The following is a 17604-nucleotide window of genomic DNA, read 5'->3' as shown; positions in this document are numbered from 1 at the left end:
CCCCTCAGCCGCCGCCCCCGCCCTTCACCTCCCCGTCAGCCCCAACCGCACCACCGTCACGATCTCCTCGTCCGAGAGGCCCAGTTGACGGGCCTGGGTGATCAATTGCTCGGCGGCCTCGCCCAGGCGGGCACGGGCGGGGGAGGCGGCGCCGGTGACGACCGCGCCGCGACCGCGGCGGAGTTCGATCAGACCCTCCTCCTTGAGGCGCTGATAGCCGCGCAGCACGGTGTGGACGTTCACGCCCAGGGACGCGGCGAGCGCGCGGGCGGCCGGCAGCCGCTCCCCCGCGTCCACCGAACCGTCGGCGATGGCCCCGCGCACCGAGGCCGCGATCTGGTCCCCGAGCGGGACGGCGGAGCCGGGGTCGACCCGGAAGAGCACGTCAGCCTCCTTGCCGTGCCCGCGCACGGTCGAGAGAGGTGTTGACCAAGGCGGCGGCGGTGGCCGCATCGTCGACCGTCACCACGAACTCCCGGCCGTTGGTCAGCCGCAACACCAGCCCGTCACCGGAACGGAGTACCAGGCCGCTGCGGCCGGGCCGGACACGATAGCCCCAGCCGCCGAAGTCGACGAGGGGGACGATCTTCCGGCTGGTGGCCTCCTCGACCCGGTCCAGCGGGATGCGCCGGAAAGGGTACGGCACCAGCGTCGAGGCAAGCGCCAGTCCACGCCGGTCCACGGTCACCCGTACGGAGGCGAGCGCCCCGACCATCGGTGCGCTGACGAAGAGCACGCCGCCGGCGAGCCGGTCGACCGTGAAGCCCACCGCCGCGGACGCGCCCAGCAGCGCCACACTCATGAGAACCAGCAGCGGCGAGCTGACGGAACGCGACCAGCCGGCCCGCTCACCGGGGGCCAGGGCGAGCCGCTGCGCATCGCCCACGGGCCGCCGGGCCGGCTGTCGCCGGTCGGGACCGGCGAGGAACCAGCCGACCGCGCCGCACAGGACGGCCGCGGCGAGCGCCACCGCCGGCTGCCACAGCGGCAGCCGCACCTCCGCGGCGTCCGTGACCCCGGCGTTGGCCAGCAGCGTCGTGGCGGTCAGGAAGCCCAGCAGGGTGGCGACCGCCCATCCGCCGGATATCGACCAGCGGGTGCCCGGCGCGCTGCGGCGCAGATGGACGAAGACGCACAGGCCGATGCCGAGCACAAGGTTCGCGAGGAGCGATCCGGTGAGAAAGCCGTGGGCGGAGGAGTAGCCGTCGGCCCGTCCACCGAGGCCGTGGAAGTGGGTGGCGAGGGGTTCGGGCAGCCGGTCGGAGGTCCCTGCGTAGATGCCCCCGAGGGACGCGACGGACGCGACGAAGGGAAATGCGGCGAGCCAGCTCCGCAGCGGGCCGGCGGCGGGCTCGGGCGGGACCGAGGGCGTCTTCCTGGCCTTCATGTCGGCCATGGCAACCTCCAGTTGTAATTGTTCGCATACTACTAGAACAACTGCGACGTCGAACAGGAGGGAAAACACGACAATCCGAACATCGCCAATACACGCATCCATCTCATATCTGAGATACGGTCATGCCATGGCAGACGACTACCTCGTACGCATCGGCAGGCTCATCCGTGACGCCCGACAGCACCGGGGCTGGACACAGACGCAGCTCGCCGAGGCACTCGGCACCAGCCAGAGCGCAGTGAACCGGATCGAACGCGGCAACCAGAACATCAGCCTTGAGATGATCGCTCGCATCGGCGAGGCCCTGGACAGTGAAATCATCTCGCTCGGCTACGCCGGGCCCATGCACCTACGGGTGGTCGGCGGCCGTCGACTGTCCGGCAGCATCGACGTCAAGACGAGCAAGAACGCCTGCGTCGCGCTGCTTTGCGCCACCCTGCTGAACGCCGGCCGCACAACTCTGCGCCGGGTGGCCCGCATTGAGGAGGTCTACCGCATCCTCGAGGTGCTCGGCAGCATCGGCGTCCGCACCCGCTGGATCAACGACGGCAACGACCTGGAGATCCTCCCGTCGCCCGAGCTGAATCTCGAGGCGATGGACACCGAGGCGGCCCGCCGCACCCGCAGCGTCATCATGTTCCTCGGCCCGCTGCTGCACCGCATGGACCGCTTCAAGCTGCCGTACGCGGGCGGTTGCGACCTGGGAACCCGTACGGTGACGCCGCACATGACCGCGCTGCGCCACTTCGGCCTCGAAATCACCGCGACCGACGGCACCTACCTCGGCGAGGTCGACCGCACCGTCGCCCCCAAGCGCCCGATCGTCCTGACCGAGCGCGGCGACACGGTCACCGAGAACGCCCTGCTGGCCGCCGCGCGGCACGACGGCGTCACGGTCATCCGCAACGCCTCCTCCAACTACATGGTCCAGGACCTGTGCTTCTTCCTGGAGGAACTGGGCGTCAAGGTCGAGGGCATCGGCACGACCACGCTCACCGTCCACGGCGTCGCGCACATCGACCGCGACGTGGACTACGCCCCGTCCGAGGACCCGGTGGAGGCAATGAGCCTGCTGGCGGCGGCGGTTGTCACCGAGTCGGAGCTGACGATCCGCCGGGTCCCGGTGGAATTCCTGGAGATCGAGCTGGCCGTCCTGGAGGAGATGGGCCTCGACCACGAGCGCAGCAAGGAGTACCCCGCCGACAACGGCCGCACCCGGCTGATCGACCTGACCGTACGCCCCTCCAAACTCCAGGCCCCCATCGACAAGATCCACCCGATGCCCTTCCCGGGCCTGAACATCGACAACGTCCCCTTCTTCGCGGCCATCGCCGCCAGCGCCCAGGGCCAGACCCTCATCCACGACTGGGTCTACGACAACCGCGCGATCTACTTGACGGACCTCAACCGCCTGGGCGCCCAGGTCAAACTCCTCGACCCGCACCGCGTCCTGGTCGAGGGCACCACCCGCTGGCGCTCCGCGGAAATGATGTGCCCCCCGGCCCTGCGCCCGGCCGTCGTCGTCCTCCTCGCAATGATGGCCGCCGAGGGCACCTCCGTCCTGCGCAACGTCTATGTCATCAACCGGGGTTACGAGGACCTGGCGGAGCGATTGAACTCCATCGGCGCACAGATCGAGATCTTCCGGGACATTTGACATGAGAATGCCGCCGCACCCTGGCTGACCTGCGCAGACGTGGGTGTGGAGAGGTGCGGCGGCATCTGTGGGAATTCTCTGGGACTCGACCGAAAGTGGGGCGGTGTGGTCTCCATCAGGAGCACACGCGCGTTCCGCTGCATGCTCCTGACTGTCGCTGTCCCTGTCGGGCGTCGCCCGGCGGTCAGAGGCTGGTGAGCAGGCCGTCGAGCGGGGCGGGTACGCGGTCGGGGGCGAGGGCCTCGACGAGGACACGGCCGTAGTGAATCTTGCGCCCTTTCTTTGTGCCGAGGAAGCGCCGCAACTGCTGCTGTGAGGTGCGACCCTGCTGTGCGGGCTGACGCAGGAAGGTCTGCAGGGCGCGCAGGTCGCCCTCCGCCCGGACGAGTTCCTCCACCTGTGTCACGCCCAGCGCGCGGATGAGTTCGTCTTCCAGATCCGCATCGCAGACGAAGAACCCCTGCTGTGCAGCATCGGCCCGCTCCAAGGCGCGGGCGTAGTAGGGCCGCTCCGCCTCGTCGCACAGTCCCGTGAGGCGGAGGCCCAGGCCGGTTGGCCCGAGGACGCGGGCGAAGCGCCCGACGTTCATCGCACCGCCCATCGGCAGGACGCAGACTCCTTCGGCCGCCAGGTTCCGTTCGCGGCTCGCGGCCAGCGCGCCGATAGCTGCGGCGTCGCTCAGTCCTTCGAGCAGGACGGCCGTCCGGACGGGCAGCCGCACGGCCAGCTCGCGCGCGCAGTCGCCGGGGCCGCCGGCCGCCCACGCGGCGACCGCCTCCCGGAACGACTGCATGTCGGTCATGCGGCCGAGTCTCCCTCCTTCCCGGCCACCGCACCAGGGAATTTCCGCCGGCGCGTCGACCGGCGGTGAACAGCCGGACCCAAGGCCCGGACGCGGCAGGCCCCTTCACCCCACAGGCGCGCTTCTTCGAGCAGGTAATCCGCGGGGGTGCTTTCTCGGCCTCACCGCCCTGGCCATCGGCCTGTCTCACATGTTGTCGAGGTCGTCGGCCACGGTGGAGGTCGGGGTGTGGAGGATGGCGTCGAACGCCTCGATGACGGGGGTGTGCAGGTAGGCGCTTTGGATCCGGATGCGGTCGGGGCCCTGGGCGAGGCCGGCGTTCCCATCGGCCTGCGGGCGTGCCTGTTGGAGATCGGCAACGCTGAGCCCGAGTTCGGCAGCGGCGAAGGCGGCCTCGATGCTTCCCGGCTCGGCCGGCTCCAGCGCGGTCGCGTCGATGGTGAACCCGAAGCGTGTGTTCTCGTCGCGGGGCATGTCCGCGGTGTGTCCGGTGGTGCTCGTCAGGCCGAGGGCGAAGTACTCCTCGCCGAGCGCGCGGTGCAGGTACTGCCCCATGGGCAGTCCGGTGAGGTGGCCGTTGAAGGAGATCGGTGTTTTCTGGATGTGGGCGTTGTGAGCTGCCAGCACGACGCGGGTCCCGGGTTCGAAGCGCTCCAGGTGCCACAGGACCGAGTCGGCCATGTAGACATCGCGGGCCGAGGTGTCGGCGGCCAGCCCCTTTCCGGCGAAGAGGTCGGCCATGGCGCGGAAGGTGTAGTCGCCGTGGCAGGCGCCTTCGAGGCGGCGCACGGCGATGTCGTAGCTGCGCTGGTCGCCGCGGGAGACGTACAGCGGTTCCACGGAGCGGAACCGGATGAGCAGACGCGTCAAGGTCGCGCTGAGGGCGTCCTGTTCGGCGGTGGCCAGGCGTTCCCATGCGGGCGCGGCGACGGCCGCGGAGCCACCGGCAAACGTTTCGGCGATCCGCATCGCCTCCTGGACCACCGGCAGGGTTTCGGGGTCGATGTGGCGCAGGTAGTCGGCGACCGGGGCCAGGGCGGGAAGCAGGGAGCCACCGGCCGCGGGGATGTCGATGCCCGCGAAGCGCACCGGTGGTGAGGCTGTGCGGTTGTGCCGGCGCATCCAGCGCAGCGGCTCATCGAGTCCTATGGGGATCGCCTCGGCGAGGTGAGCCGACAGGTCATCGTCCGCTCCCTCGCCCTGGGCCCAGGCGTCGAGGGAGACGCCTTCGCTGAAGCCGTATTCGAAGGCCAGGACGGTGAAGCCGCAGCGTTCGACCAGGAACCGCAGAATGCGCTCGCGCATGAGGGCGAATTCCGCGATGAAGTGGGAACTTTCGCCGATCGCGACGACGCGGGCGTCGCCGATGACGGCGCGCAGCGGCTCCAGGTCATCGAGCGGCGCCTCACGGTCGAGGTGGGTGAGGGGGACGGCATGGGCGCGAAGCCAGTCGGCGAAGGGGTTGTGCTGGGGCGAAGCAGGCATGCTGACAGCTCGATTCTCGGTGCGGGAAGGGTGGATCGCGGATCGTCGATACGGGGACCCCGCGGCCGGCGACGATCTTCGCCGGCCGGGGGTCGGCCTCCGCAGAGCCGGTCGTCCTGTGCGGGGTTCGTTCAACGGCCCGTTGCGTCGCGGGGCGGTGGATCGTGCGGCGCCTTTCCCGTGCGCCCGGGGGCCGCGTTCTCCAGGTCGTCGATGCTGCCGGACATGATGGTGCGGACGTGTTCGGTGAGGTGCTGGAGCGGCCAGTCCCACCACGCCAGTGCGAGGAGGCGGTTGATGTCGGCGTCGCTGTAGCGGCGGCGGATGAGGCGGGCGGGGTTGCCGCCGACGATGCCGTAGTCGGGGACGTCGTCGACGACCACGGAGCCGGAGGCGATGATCGCTCCGTGGCCGATGCGGACACCGGGCATCACCATGGCCCGGTAACCGAGCCAGACATCATGGCCCACCACGGTGTCCCCCCGTCCGGTCAGGCCGGTGATGAGGTCGAAGTGCTCGGACCAGGAACCGCCCATGATGGGGAAAGGGAACGTCGAGGGGCCGTCCATGCGGTGGTTGGCGCCGTTCATGATGAACCGCACGCCCTCGCCCAATGCGCAGAACTTCCCGATGACCAGCCTTTCCGGACCGTAGTGGTACAGCACGTTGCGGCTCTCGAAGGCGGTCGGCTCATCGGGATCGTCATAGTAGGAGAACTCTCCGACCTCGATCAGCGGCGAGGTGATCAGCGGCTTGAGCAGCACCACCCGCGGCTGCTCGGGCATCGGGTGCACCACGGTCGGGTCGGCAGGAACAGGCGGCATCACGGATTGATTCCTTCCTGAAGAGATGTCTGCGGGTCGGGAGGACCTCAGCACTTGGTGGCGGACGTCGACGTCGCGCGCATGTCCAGATGGGCGCCCCGCCAGCGCCGACGCAGCCGACGATCATGGCTGACGATGACGAGGGCGCCGTTGTACCCGGTCAGAGCGGTTTCCAGGTCCTCGACGAGGGCGGGCGACAGATGGTTGGTGGGTTCGTCGAGCAACAGGACGTCCGACGGCTCGCTGAGCAAGCGCGCCAGGGCGAGACGCTGCAACTGCCCGGTGGACAGCCGGCCGACCGGAACCGTGAGCTGGTCGCGGTCGAACAGGCCGAGGGACAGCAGCCGTTCGGCATGCCCGGCGGCCTCCCCCGCCCGTCCACGGGCGAAGGCGGCCAGCACGGTCTCGTCCGGTTTCCCGGGTTGCGGCTCCTGGGGGAGGTAGCTGATCCTGCCGCGGCGGGTGACGCTCCCGCTGTCGGGGGCGACGTCCCCGGCCAGGACGCGGAGCAGGGTGCTCTTGCCCGCTCCGTTCGGCCCCGTGATCAGCAGGCGTTCGCCCGCCGTGACGGTGAGGCTCGTACGGTCGAGCCGGTCGGTGACGGCGATGTCGGCGGCGTCGAGTACGACGCCCTGCAGGCGGCGAGCCCGCAGGACGGGGGTGAAGCGCAGCGGCTCCGGCGGGGGCGGGACCGGGTCGGCGAGCAGGCGGCGCAGCCGCTCCTCGGCGTTGCGCACCCGGCTGGCCAGCGACTGCTGCACCCGGCCGGCCGCCCGGTCGTAGGCCATCTTGTTGCCGTCCTTCATCGGACGGCCGGGGGCCACCTGGCGGGCGGTGGTCGCGGCGGCCTCGCGAAGTCGGTCGACGTCGGCCCGCCACTGGTCGTGCGCCTGGGCCCAGCGCCGGCGGGCAGCCGCCTTCTCGGCAAGGTAGCCGGTGTAGCCGTTGCCGTACCGGACGACGCGGCGCCGATCGGCGTCCACCTCCAGCAGGCTGGTGGCAACCCGTTCGAGGAAGACCCGGTCATGGGAGACCGCCACCGTGGTGCCTTGCCGGGAGCGCAGGTGCTCTTCCAGCCAGTTCAGGGCGCCGTCGTCGAGATGGTTGGTCGGTTCGTCCAGCAGCAGCACCTCCGGCGCGGCCGCCAGGACAGCCGCCAGCCGCAGCCTGACCCGCTCTCCGCCGGACAGGCTGCCCGCGGTGCGGTCACGGCCCACCAGCCCTAAGCCGAGACCGTGCAGAGCACGTTCCACGCGGGCGTCGGCGTCGTAGCCGCCGCGCAGCTCGAAGACCGTCATCAGTTCGCCGTACTCGGCCATGCCCGACTCGTCTCCGTCGGCCATCGCGGCCTCCAGGCGACGCATGCGCCGCTCGACGGCGCGTAGATCACTCAGGGCCTGGTCGATGATCTGCTGGACGGTCGCCTGCGGCTCCATCCGCTCGTCCTGGGCGAGATAGCCGACGCCGCCGGTGGCCTGGACGACGACCTCGCCCTGATCGGGTCGTTCCCGCCCGGCGAGCAGGCGCAGCAAGGTGGTCTTGCCCGATCCGTTCTCACCGATGATCCCGGTGCGCTCGCCCGCGGCGAGCGAGCAGGTCACCGAGTCAAGGACGAGCCTGCCGTTGAAGGACTTGCTGACGGTGAGTGCGGTGATCTGTGTAGGCATGCGGGGACTCCAAAGCATTCGAGAACGAGGCGGCCGTCAAGGGCCGCGTGGCCGGGCGAACGCTTCGGAAGAACATCGATCACTCCACTAGTGCGACAACTGCTGCTTTAAGATGTTGCCATACCACCGACCCGCTGAGCAAAGGGACTTTCCCGTGACGACTCCCACAGACCCGGAACCAGAAGGCACCAGGCCGCCGCCCCGGCGCCGCCCCGGGGGCCGCACCGCCCGTATCCGTCAACAGGTGCTCGACGCAGTCCTCGCGGAGCTCGGCGAACACGGTTATGACGGGCTCACCACGGACACCGTCGCCGCCCGCGCCGGCGTGCACCGCACAACGGTGTACCGGCGCTGGGGGGACGTCGGCGGGCTGCTCGCCGACGTCCTCGACGCGGCGAGCGACGACGACTGGCAACCACCGGACACCGGCTCACTGGAAGGCGACCTGGCAGCGCTGAACCAGGAGATCCACACAGCCCTGACGGCACAGCCACCGATCGTGGCGGCACTGATCGCCGCCTCGTTCCGCTCCGAGAAAGCCGCGCACGCCCAACAGCGGCTCTGGGAGGACCGGTACGCCCGCTGCGAGATCGTCGTCGGCCGGGCCGTCCGACGCGGCGAACTCCCACCGCACACCGACGCCCGGCGACTGCTCCTCGCCGCCACCGCGCCCCTGTACCACCAGCTGGTGCTCCTCCGCACGCCACCCGACCCGCAACTGCCCGGCCATGCAGCCAGAACCGCCGCCCTCGCCGCAGCCGCCGGCGCCTTCGCCCAGCCCCCGTCAGCGGGCGACACCCCGTGAGGCTTCGCCAGTGTGGTGAGTCAGAGGCTCTCCTGCCGCATGTGGCCCGGCGGCCTTTCGCGGCTGACCGTGTCGCGCAGGAGCTTCGCGGCCACTGCCGCCCCGTCGGTACGGATCACGTCGGCCACGTCCCTCGCTCGTGCGCGGGTCACCTGAGGCGCCCCCGCCCGGGCGGGCGTCGTCGTAGGCTCAGCGCGCACGGCGTGAGCGTGCCGGGTGGTGGAAACGGGGCAGGGGGACAGCGTGGATCATCTCTTCACCGTCGACGGGAGCTCGGCCACTCCGGTGCCAGCGACCGCGCTCGCTGCGGAAGGGCTTCTCGAACGGCAGCACCTTCAGGAGTGGGTGATCGAGCATCCGGCGGTGCTCGGCGAGGCGGTTCTCGTGATCACCTCCGAGTTCGATCGGTGGGCCGACACGGATGGCGTGCCCGCGCGGGACCGGCTGGACATCCTGGGGCTGGATGCCACGGGGCGGCTCGTGGTGGTCGAGCTGAAGCGGGGAACGGCGGACCGCGATGTACACCTCCAGGCGATCACCTACGCCGCTCTGGTGTCGCGGTTCGACCTCGACACGTTGGCCCAGGCACACCGCGACTTCCTGAGGGGCAGGGGCGAGAGCCTCGAACTTGAGACGTGCCGACGGCGTCTTCTGGAGCATGTGGACGGGGACTGGAGCCAGGAACTCCTCCAACGTCCCCGGCAGGTCATCATCGCCGCCGACTTCCCCAAGCAGGTCACCCACACCGTGGTCTGGCTGTCGGAGATGAATCTCGACATCGACCTCGTCCAGGTGGGTCTCTGGAAGGTCCAGGACCAGCTCGTCGTCGGCTTCACCAAGCTCTACCCCACCCCGGAGGTCGAGGAGTTCACCCTCGCCCCGGCCCGGGTCGAGGCCAAGGCAGCGGCGCAGAAGCTGGCGGAGCGCTCGCGTGCCCGCAACGCCGTGCACGTCCTCGTCGAGGCCGGTCTGTTGCCGGACGGGACCCGGATGCGGCTGGTGCCGCGACACGGCGTGACGGAATCCCTCCGCGAGGCCATTCACGCATGGGTGGGCGAGGACGGCAGTCGCGCGGCCGCCACGTGGAGCAACGGCACCGCCAACCAGCTGACCTGGGAGGCCGATGGCGGTGCGTACTCACCAACGGGGCTGGCCAACCACATCTTCACCAGCGTGACCGGCCGCAAAGCCGACGGGATACAGGGCACGACCTGGTGGGACGTCGACACCAGCCATGTCCCGGGCACCGTTGATCCCGACGACTGGGCGGCGCTGGCGGGAATCAGTCTGGCGCGTCTGGCCAAGCAACTCAGCGGCACCGGCAAGGACTGGACGGCTCTCCACGGTCTGCTGGCTGCCCTGCCCTCCGGGCGGTGGACGACCTATGGGGACGTGGCGACCGCCGTCGGGAGCCACGCCGTCCCGATCGGCACACACCTGGCCACCTGCGGCCAGTGCCCCCACGCATGGCGGGTCCTGAACTCCGAAGGGCACGTCAGCGCCGGCTTCCGGTGGACCGACCCCACCCGCACGGACTCCCCCGCCGATGTCCTGGCGGCCGAGGGCGTCAGCTTCGACACGGGGGCGGCGGATCCGGGCGCCCGCCTGCCCGTGGATGCCCTGAAGACCCTCCTCGACGGCTGAAACCCCACTAAAAGGCACTTCGGTGCCGGCGCGCTCGAAAGCGGCCGATGGCCGTCCGGCCGGCCGTGCCCGGCTCGTGGTCCCGTTCTCCCGTGCGATGACCGACGCATGCCGCCGCACCCCCTCTCACCTGCTGGAATGCGGGCCGGGAGGGGGTGCGGCGGTCTATCGACGGCGCGGTGGGCGGAGCGCGGGAGGCCGGGTGGTCGCCCGGGCCGCCGCTATGCCGTCGAGCGGCCGAAGAACTCCAGCTCGGCGATGGCCACTTGCTTGCGGTCCGTGGTGCCGTACGCGGAGTGCAGCACCAGCCGCACGGTCATCGCGTTCCGTACGGGCACATCGAGCTTCTGCACCCCGCCGTCGTTGATCCGGTGGTGCGAGACGTGCTGCGTGCCCGCGGAGTCCGTCACGATCAGGTCGAACTCGTGCGGGCGGGCCGGGTCGGCGGCCTGCGGGGTGCGGGCGGAGGCGCCGGGCGTGATCAGCACGTTCAGCAGATCGGTGGGCTGGCCGAATCCGGCCTCCAGGTACTGGCCGTCGGAGGCGCCCGAATAGCCGGTCCCCCACCAGGTGTTGGAGTAGCCGTCGAAGGCGAGCTTGGGACCTTGCCGGGCCGCGGAGTGCGATGCCTTCCATTTGGCGGCGGGCACCGGGACGCGCTTGGCGAAGTGGTCCTGGACGGCCCGTGCGGCGGGCGGCCCCCCGATGATGCCGCCGACCACGACGCCGGCGATCACGGCCGCCACCACGGCACGGGCGATCCACCGGGTGCGGTCGCGGTGCAGCCGCGGGCGCTCTCCGGCGTACGGGCCTTGGGCCTCCGGTCGGGCGGTGGCGTGGAGCGGGGTGGCACAGCTGCGGCAGAAGTGGCGACGTGGCGCGTTGGGCGTGGCGCAGCTCGGGCAGGGCGTCCCGTTCTCGGGCTCGGGAGCCGCCTGCGGGGTACGGACCCGGGGCCGGGCCGCATCGGGCCGGCCGGGCAGCACACCGCCGGGGGCCTCCGGGGGCGCCGGGGGCGAGGCGTCCGGCACGGGGACCAGGAGGGCGCGGATGCCGGTTTCGGAGACGTTCCCCTCGCCGGGCGGACGCTGCGTCGGGACGCCCTGGGCGCGCGGGTGGTCCGGGCTCTGCGGACGCTGCGGGCCGTTCGGGGCGGGCCAAGACGGGTCCGCTCCCCCGTCGGCGGCGGCCGTCGGGAGCGGGGTGGTCGGGTTCTCGCCGCTGCCCTGAGGGGGGACGGCGGCCGGGTTGCTCCCGGCAGGAGGGGCGGTCGGGCTCGTCCGGGGCGCGGCGGGGTCGGTCCCCGCTGCGTGGGCCGGATCGCCGGGGCGGCCGGGAGTGCCGTCCGGTCCGCTTGCCGCAGGGTGCGTACGCCCCGCGGACGGCGGGAACACGGGCGGCGGAGTCGGCGGCGGCGGAACCGATGACGGGGGCGCGGGCGGCGCGGAGGCGGGCGGCGCGGACGTCGACGCCGCCGGACGCTCCCAGCGCAGAAAGGCCCCGCAGGAGTCGCAGAACGACTGCCCCGTCTGGGGAGCCGGCGCGCCGCAGTCCGGGCAGGTGGTGGTATCGGTGGCCATGGGTCAGGTTCCTTCAGAGGTGGCTTCGGGCGTGGCTTCGGGGACGGCTTCAGGGGCGAGTGGCGTGGTCACCTCGACCGTGAAGGGGAGGTGCGCGGGACGGGCCGCCGCGATGACGGCGTGCAGACGGTGTCGGTCGGTGGCGGCGGGGTCGTGGACCCGCAGGGTGACCCGCAGGCCGGCGTGCGGGGAACCGGGGAACGGGCCGAGGGGGCGCCGGGACCAGGTCGCGCCGCCGCTCTCGGCGATCTCCGGGCGGGTGCCGAAGGCCAGATGGACCGCCTCGGACAGGCCGCGCCGGGTGCCGCGGACGCGGTGCAGCGAGACGGCCGTGGCCACCGCGCGGCGGCGGGTGGCCAGCGGTTCCGTACCGTCGAGTTCGGTGCCGACCCAGGTGGTCAGCCAGTCGACGAAGTCCTCCGGCGCGAGGGCGGGCGTGAAGTAGCTCTCCAGGCAGTCCAGCACGTTGAAGAGCGGGGCGAGGACGACATCGAGGCCTTCCACGAAGCGCTGGGCGAAGTCGTCGTCGGCGTAGACGGCGGGGAGCTGGTCGCCCAGGGGGTGCGGGGACACCAGCCCCGCGGGTGTGCCCCTCATCGTGCCTCGATCACACGGACGCGGTGGTCGAACGGGAACAGGAGGGCGGACGGGGAGAGTTCGATGCGGTCGGTGGAGTCGCCGCGGCGGCCGGTGAGCGGGTCGGCGGGGTGCAGCAGGACCTCGTCGACGAGTTCCACGCCGGGTACCCGCTGCAGGGCCGCGAAGATCTCGCCCGAGCGCAGCGGTCGGCCGAACGGCCAGCCCTCCCCGTGCGCGCCGCCGGTCAGCGGGTCGAGGTAGGCGTACAGCGCATCCAGGGCCTCGGCCCGTACCCGCTCGGCCCGCGCGGCCCGGAAGGAGTGCAGCGTCGCGACGACCGTGACGCCCTGGTAGAACGGCGGGCCGACCGCGAGGCGGGTGCCCAGGGGGCGGCGCTCGTCCAGGAACCCCGTGATCCGGCCGAGGAGTTCGGTGCCGGGCACCAGCTGCTCGAAGCGGAGGCGCCCGCCGCGGTCGGGGACGGCCTGGGGGACGACCAGGACGCGGACGGCGTTCTCACCGGTCCGGCCGCCCGCGCCGGCCTGGCCCGGCCCGCCGGTGCCGGCGCTCGCGCCCGCGGCGGGCTCTGCGGGATCGACCGCGAGGCAGGCGATACGGGCCACCTCGGGGGCCGCGCGCCGCGCCAGCTCCTCGTAGTCGCGGGCGGTCACGGCCCGTTCCTGGGCGCGCAGCGCGATCGGCGCGCGGACCTTCGCCTCCTGCACCGTCTCGCCGTCGACCCCGCCGCGCGCCGCCTCCCGGTTCTCCACCCGTGCCACGTACGGGATGGAGCTGCGCAGCACCTGGATCGCGCCGCGCGCCACGTTTCCGGACCGCCCGCCGCCGGTGCGGTAGTGCGCGGCCCGGATGACCGCGCCCTTGGGCGGTACGGCGCCGAACTGCCGTAGCTCGCCGTCCGGTTGGCGCACCGCGGAGCCGAAGGCGATTTCGCCGGTGGCCGCGTCGAGGGTGAGGTGCCGGTCGTGCGGGCCCGAGGCGGCGAAGTCGGGGACGACCGCCCACTCCTGCCAGCCGTCCCCGTCGGAGACCTCCAGCCGCAGCGGCGGGCGGTCGGCGACGACGGGTGCCTGCGCCAGGCGCAGCCGCTGGCCGGGCACGCCCGCGGACTCGCCGAGCGGTTCGTCCCGTACCACCTCGGCATGCGCGACCGCGGTCGTGCCCCCGATGGTGAACGCGGACGCGGACCGTACCGTCGGCGAGGCGCTGTAGAAGGGCTGGCCGGGTGCGGCCTCGACGACCCGGCAGCGCAGCCAGGCGGCATCGATCCGGCCGACGCGCGAGACGACGTGCCCGGCGGGGACGTGCAGCACGACCTCGCCGGGCCGGTTGAGGCCGCCGGTGGAGTCCTCCTCCGTCTCGCACTCCGCCCACCCGTCGGCGGTCCATGCCTCCCAGCACAGCGGCGGCTGACGCGGGTCGACGCCGACCCCGTCCACCCGGCTGTCCAGCCGCAGTACGGCCGCGCACCGCGGCACCGCCGCCGACAGCCCGAACAGCAGGGAGTCGCCCGGCTGCGGGGCGGCCGCGAAGACGGCCACATCGCGGCCGCCGAAGATGTCCTGACCGCAGTCCTCGGGGGTGGTGCCGGCCTCCTGGCGCAGCACGGCGGCCAGTTCGCAGGGCACGACGGTCAGATCCTCCTCGGTGGCGAAGGACACCGCCTCCTCGGTCTCGGTACGGCCGGTGGCCACCTCCGTCCCGGCGGGCAGCACCACGGGCTCGGCCTGCGGGGCGGAGAGCCAGAAGGTGACATCGGCGCGGGCGGCGGAGGGCGGGAAGAGGGTGACGCCGAGCAGGTCGAGGAAGGCCAGATGGTTCTTCTCCGGCACCCGGTTGAGGCGGTAGACGATCTGGTCGGCCATGTGCGCGACGGCCTCGATGAGGGTCACGCCCGGGTCCGAGACGTTGTGGTCGGTCCACTCGGGGCAGCGCTGCTGGACATAGCGCTTGGCGTCGTCGACGAACTGCTGGAAGCGGCGGTCGTCGAGGTGGGGTGCGGGCAGGGCCATCAGGCGTCGCTTTCGGTGGACGGCGATTCCGTGGACGGGATCACGTAGAAGGGGAAGACGAGGCTGCGCGGGTTGTTGGTGCCGCGCACGCTGTAGCGCACGTCGATGAACAGCACGGACGGATCGTCGGGCGCCGGGCTCACCTCGACGTCCTGGACCTCGATGCGCGGCTCCCAGCGGTCGAGCGAGGACCGCACCTCGTAGCGGATGCGGCCGGCCGTCGCCTCGTTGACCGGCGCGAAGACCATGTCGTGCACGGCGCAGCCGAATTCCGGCCGCATCGGCCGCTCGCCGGGCGCGGTGGCCAGGACGAGCCGGATCGACTCCTCGATCTCGCGCTCGCGGCGGGCCAGTGCGATGCCGCCGCCCGCGTCCGTGCGCAGCGGAAACGTCCAGCCCGCACCGACGAACTGTTCACTCATGTCCCTCAACCCCCTTAGAACGGAATGCCGTTGCGCAGTACGGCCGGTGCGTTCAGCAGGACGGTGGCCGCCGAGCTGACGGCTGCCGCGGCACCCGCGTTGACGGCCACCGCGCCGGCCGCGGTGACGGAGACCGCGCCGACCGTGTTGACGGCCACCGCGCCGGCCGACTTGAGGCTGACGGCGCCGGTCGCGTTGATGTCCGCCACGCCGCCCGCCATGACACCGAACTTCGCGCCCGCCTTGATGTCCACGGCCCCGCCGGCGCTCATGGTCAGCGACCCGCCGGCGGTCAGCGACAGATTGCCGCCCGCCCTGATGGACACGTTCCGGGTGCCGGAGATGGACACGGAGCCGTCGCTGCGGATGGTCACGCTGGTCCGCGTCTCGTCCATGTGGACGGTCAGCCGGCCGTTGCCGGTCTGCAGCCTGATGCCGCTCTTCATACGGGACGTGGCGTCGACGAGCTCGACGGTGTGGCCGCTGCGCGAGGCGATGGAACGCCAGTTGACCCGGCCGCTGGTCGGGTCGATCGGCTGCAGCCCGTCCGTGTTGGGCGTCGGCTTGTCGATGCCGTTGTACAGCCCGGCGAGGACATACGGATGCTCCAGCGAGCCCCGGTCGAAGGCGACGAGCACCTCGTCGCCCACCTCCGGCAGCATCAGGCCACCGCCGCGTACGCCGCCCAGCTGCGCGATGCGGCACCAGTCGCTCTCGTACGTGTCCGAGAGCCACGGGAAACGCAGCTTGACCCGGCCCAGCTTCAGCGGGTCCTTGCCGTTGCTGACCAGCGCCATGGCCACGCCCGGCATCGGCGGCGCCGGGTCCGCGCCGCCGGACGCGAGCCCGTACAGCGACCGGAACTGCCGTCCCGAGACGGTCAGCCAGGTGGTGAACTGCCGTCCGGACTCGAAGACATGGCGTACGCCGGTCGCGGTGTACTTGCCCTCGAAGGGGAAGCCGGCGCCCTTGAGCGCGACCGGCCGGCCCGGTGTCAGCTGGGGGTTCCCGGTGACCGCCACCTCCAGCTCCGCGAAGGAGCCGGCGACGTCGTCGGCGAGCGCGCGGGCGGCGTGGGTGACCTGGGCCTGGGTGGTGAACGGGGTGTCCGTGGCGGTCAGTTCGGAGGTTCCGAAGGGCTTGCTGAGCGCGCCGGGCGCGATGTCGGCGACGATGTCCTTGCTCGCCGTGGCCGGGGACTCGGCGGTCAGGGCGCGCTTGGCGCGCATGTTCCAGCCGCGCGCGCCCGCCTTGGTGACCTGCCCGGCGGCAGTGACGGCGATCCGGCTGTGCAGCGCGTTGTGGCCGAACTCCAGGACGTACGGGCTCTGCGCGGCCGGTGTGGTGTCCGCGGGCGCGGAGGCGGCGGGGGCGAGCTTGCCGAACCGCAGCTTGCCCTGCGGGTCGAAGGAGAGATGGACGTCGTTCTCCTGGGCCAGGCGGAGCAGAAAGTCCCAGTCGGTGATGTTGGGCTGGGTGGCCAGCTCGTAGACGGTGCGGGTGGCCTCCACCGTGCCGAGGGAGAGTGCGTTGAGGCCGGCGACGCGGCGGACGATGTCGCTCGCGGTCATGTTGGGGTAGCCCGCGACCCGGCGGTTGCGCAGCAGCCGGTGCCCCGGGTCGTAGCCCCGGACGACCAGGGACTTGCCGCTCGCGTCCGCGTCCACTTCGAGAGCGGTGATCTCGCCGGTCAGCATGGGCGTACCGCGCTGCCCGTCGGTGAAGGGCGACAGCACCGCCTTCGCGCCGATCTTCATCTGCGGGAAGGTCTGGAGGATGTCGGAGCCGCGGTCGCTGAAGGTGAGCTGGAACGCGGACGGAACATTGACACTCGCGTCCACCCAGCCCTCGACGAGGAGGGCGGCGAGCCGGTCGGGCAGCACCGAGCCGCCGATCTCGGCGTGCAGGACGCTGGTGTACGTCTTCTCGCTCATCGATGGGCCTCTTGGATGGTGGGGTGGCCGAAGGGGCTGTGCGCGGGCGGGCCCTCGGGCGGGCCTTCGTCGGCGGCGGGCAGCAGCAGCTCGGTGCCCGGCCGCAGCCGCATCGGGTCGTCGATCTCGTTCGCCTCCGCGATCAGCCGCCAGCGGGTCGCGTCCCCGTACTCCCGCCAGGCCAGCGAGGCGAGCGAGTCGCCCGCGACCGTGCGGTGGATACGGCGGGCGGAGAGCGCGCCGGAGGTGGGGTTCTGTCCCTTGGTGGGCATGGCCACCTCGGTGAGGGACAGGGCGCAGGTGGCGCGGATCGGCTCCCCGGTGGGGTTGAAGAGGGTGTAGGTGGCGCTGACGCTCGTCACATAGGCGACGAACTGAACGGTGTTGAACGCCCCCCAGGAGAAGCGGACCCACGGCGGCGAGGGGCGCTTGGAGTTGACGCTCTGGGCCGTCACCTCGCAGCAGGACAGCAGGAGTTCCACCTGCTTCTGCACCTTCCCGGCGTTCGGGGTGCCGGAGGCGTCCAGGAACACCTCCAGCTGGAGCGTGGCGGGCCGGGTGCCGGTGAACTTGGGCGGCGCGCCGCGTGTATAGGCGACCGCGGTCTGCGTGTGCCACTCCGCCTCCCGGCCGAGCTGCAACTGGGTCGGGTTGAACTGGAACTCCACCTCACCGATGCGGCCGCCGATGGAGCCGCCGAGGTCGGTGGGGGGCTGATGGATCGCGAGCGCGGCCCGTACGAGACTCGCGCCCGCCTTCCCGCCGGTCGGCGCGGCCAC

16 protein-coding genes are annotated in these 17604 nt (G+C 71.8%); 3 read left to right on the top strand and 13 right to left on the bottom strand.

The window, feature by feature from the left end:
- Positions 1-24 precede the first annotated feature (24 nt).
- Together ACIGWZ_RS35775 and ACIGWZ_RS35770 are read right to left on the bottom strand one after the other, a co-directional pair.
- Complete coding sequence (locus ACIGWZ_RS35775; protein ID WP_400071558.1) at positions 25-384, bottom strand: GntR family transcriptional regulator; 360 nt, start codon at positions 382-384, stop codon at positions 25-27.
- Position 385: 1 nt separating this feature from the next.
- Positions 386-1396, bottom strand: coding sequence for a DUF1648 domain-containing protein (locus tag ACIGWZ_RS35770; protein ID WP_400071556.1), 1011 nt, complete (start codon positions 1394-1396; stop codon positions 386-388).
- A gap of 127 nt (positions 1397-1523) precedes the next feature.
- Between ACIGWZ_RS35770 and ACIGWZ_RS35765 the strand changes: the two genes are divergently transcribed.
- Positions 1524-3053, top strand: coding sequence for a helix-turn-helix domain-containing protein (locus ACIGWZ_RS35765; RefSeq protein WP_400071554.1), 1530 nt, complete (start codon positions 1524-1526; stop codon positions 3051-3053).
- Positions 3054-3237: 184 nt separating this feature from the next.
- Here the strand turns inward: ACIGWZ_RS35765 and ACIGWZ_RS35760 are convergent, their stop codons facing one another.
- The 4 genes from ACIGWZ_RS35760 to abc-f all read right to left on the bottom strand — a co-directional run bounded on the left by ACIGWZ_RS35760 (position 3238) and on the right by abc-f (position 7831).
- A complete protein-coding gene (locus ACIGWZ_RS35760; RefSeq protein WP_400071552.1) occupies positions 3238-3855 on the bottom strand; it encodes a TOPRIM nucleotidyl transferase/hydrolase domain-containing protein in 618 nt (205 codons plus the stop codon).
- Between the two features lie 186 nt (positions 3856-4041).
- Positions 4042-5340 (bottom strand): erythromycin esterase family protein, encoded by a 1299-nt coding sequence (locus ACIGWZ_RS35755; RefSeq protein WP_400071550.1) that lies wholly within the window; start codon positions 5338-5340, stop codon positions 4042-4044.
- 131 nt (positions 5341-5471) lie between these two features.
- Positions 5472-6164: a CatB-related O-acetyltransferase gene (locus ACIGWZ_RS35750; protein ID WP_400071548.1), complete on the bottom strand. Its 693-nt coding sequence runs from the start codon at positions 6162-6164 to the stop codon at positions 5472-5474.
- Positions 6165-6211: 47 nt separating this feature from the next.
- Positions 6212-7831: a ribosomal protection-like ABC-F family protein gene (gene abc-f / locus ACIGWZ_RS35745; protein WP_400071546.1), complete on the bottom strand. Its 1620-nt coding sequence runs from the start codon at positions 7829-7831 to the stop codon at positions 6212-6214.
- 154 nt (positions 7832-7985) lie between these two features.
- Here abc-f and ACIGWZ_RS35740 point away from each other — a divergent pair, with 154 nt between their 5' ends.
- Positions 7986-8636, top strand: coding sequence for a TetR/AcrR family transcriptional regulator (locus ACIGWZ_RS35740; protein ID WP_400071545.1), 651 nt, complete (start codon positions 7986-7988; stop codon positions 8634-8636).
- A gap of 20 nt (positions 8637-8656) precedes the next feature.
- Here ACIGWZ_RS35740 and ACIGWZ_RS35735 read toward each other — a convergent pair whose 3' ends face one another.
- The gene (locus tag ACIGWZ_RS35735) at positions 8657-8788 is read right to left on the bottom strand and encodes a hypothetical protein (RefSeq protein ID WP_400071543.1); all 132 of its coding nucleotides are present in this window, start codon (positions 8786-8788) and stop codon (positions 8657-8659) included.
- A gap of 91 nt (positions 8789-8879) precedes the next feature.
- Between ACIGWZ_RS35735 and ACIGWZ_RS35730 the strand changes: the two genes are divergently transcribed.
- Positions 8880-10280 carry a DNA-binding protein gene (locus ACIGWZ_RS35730; protein ID WP_400071541.1) on the top strand — a complete coding sequence of 467 codons (1401 nt, stop codon included), beginning with the start codon at positions 8880-8882 and terminating at the stop codon, positions 10278-10280.
- Between the two features lie 221 nt (positions 10281-10501).
- Here the strand turns inward: ACIGWZ_RS35730 and ACIGWZ_RS35725 are convergent, their stop codons facing one another.
- Genes ACIGWZ_RS35725 through ACIGWZ_RS35700 form a run of 6 tightly spaced genes read right to left on the bottom strand, consistent with a single transcriptional unit; the run spans position 10502 to position 17604 of the window.
- Positions 10502-11860 (bottom strand): NADase-type glycan-binding domain-containing protein, encoded by a 1359-nt coding sequence (locus tag ACIGWZ_RS35725; RefSeq protein ID WP_400071539.1) that lies wholly within the window; start codon positions 11858-11860, stop codon positions 10502-10504.
- A 3-nt stretch (positions 11861-11863) separates the two neighbouring features.
- On the bottom strand, positions 11864-12457 hold the full coding sequence (locus ACIGWZ_RS35720; protein ID WP_400071537.1) for a phage tail protein: 594 nt from the start codon (positions 12455-12457) through the stop codon (positions 11864-11866).
- On the bottom strand, positions 12454-14469 hold the full coding sequence (locus ACIGWZ_RS35715) for a putative baseplate assembly protein (RefSeq protein ID WP_400071535.1): 2016 nt from the start codon (positions 14467-14469) through the stop codon (positions 12454-12456). Before ACIGWZ_RS35715 ends, ACIGWZ_RS35720 begins: the two co-directional genes overlap by 4 nt.
- Positions 14469-14891, bottom strand: coding sequence for a GPW/gp25 family protein (locus ACIGWZ_RS35710; protein ID WP_400071532.1), 423 nt, complete (start codon positions 14889-14891; stop codon positions 14469-14471). The genes ACIGWZ_RS35715 and ACIGWZ_RS35710 overlap by 1 nt, the downstream gene beginning before the upstream one ends.
- Positions 14892-14905: 14 nt before the next feature.
- Positions 14906-16825: a VgrG-related protein gene (locus ACIGWZ_RS35705; RefSeq protein ID WP_400071530.1), complete on the bottom strand. Its 1920-nt coding sequence runs from the start codon at positions 16823-16825 to the stop codon at positions 14906-14908.
- Entirely contained in the window at positions 16822-17604 is a 783-nt protein-coding gene (locus tag ACIGWZ_RS35700; protein WP_400071528.1) for a LysM peptidoglycan-binding domain-containing protein, read from the bottom strand. Before ACIGWZ_RS35700 ends, ACIGWZ_RS35705 begins: the two co-directional genes overlap by 4 nt.

It is taken from the genome of Streptomyces sp. NPDC053427 (genome assembly GCF_044544985.1).
Taxonomy (GTDB): Bacteria; Actinomycetota; Actinomycetes; order Streptomycetales; family Streptomycetaceae; genus Streptomyces.
The sequence above is the reverse complement of the archived record's forward strand: the minus strand, read 5'-3'. Positions and strand labels throughout refer to the sequence as shown.